Below are 413 nucleotides of genomic sequence, written 5' to 3'. Positions count from 1 at the left end.
CACTGCCGCGCCGCACCGGCCCCGCATCCTGCTCTTGTACGGTTCCCTGCGCCCGCAGTCGTTCAGCCGCAAGCTGGCTTTGGAGGCGCAGCGGGTGCTGGAACATCTGGGCGCAGAGACCCGAGTGTTTGATCCGCATGAGCTGCCGATGCTCGATTCGGTGCCCGCCTCCCACCCCAAGGTGCAGGAGCTGCGCCAAGCCTCGTTGTGGTCCGAGGGGCACGTGTGGGTCAGCCCGGAGCGGCATGGGACGCTGACTGCCGTGTTCAAGAACCAGATTGACTGGCTACCGCTGGAAGAGGGCAGCGTACGCCCGACCCAAGGTCGCACGCTGGCAGTGATGCAGGTCTGCGGTGGCTCCCAGTCCTTCAACGTGGTCAACGCGTTGCGCGTTCTCGGCCGCTGGATGCGGA

The 413-nt window shown here is 66.3% G+C and carries 1 protein-coding gene; it reads left to right on the top strand.

Annotated elements, in window-relative coordinates; genetic code table 11:
• Positions 1-413, top strand: a 413-nt coding sequence (locus VG556_RS22630) for an NAD(P)H-dependent oxidoreductase (protein ID WP_423180085.1), incomplete at both ends; no start/stop codon positions are given.

Origin of the sequence: Stenotrophomonas sp. CASM106, from assembly GCF_049384825.1 — a bacterium.
Lineage (GTDB): Bacteria > Pseudomonadota > Gammaproteobacteria > Xanthomonadales > Xanthomonadaceae > Stenotrophomonas > Stenotrophomonas muris.
The sequence above is the reverse complement of the archived record's forward strand: the minus strand, read 5'-3'. Positions and strand labels throughout refer to the sequence as shown.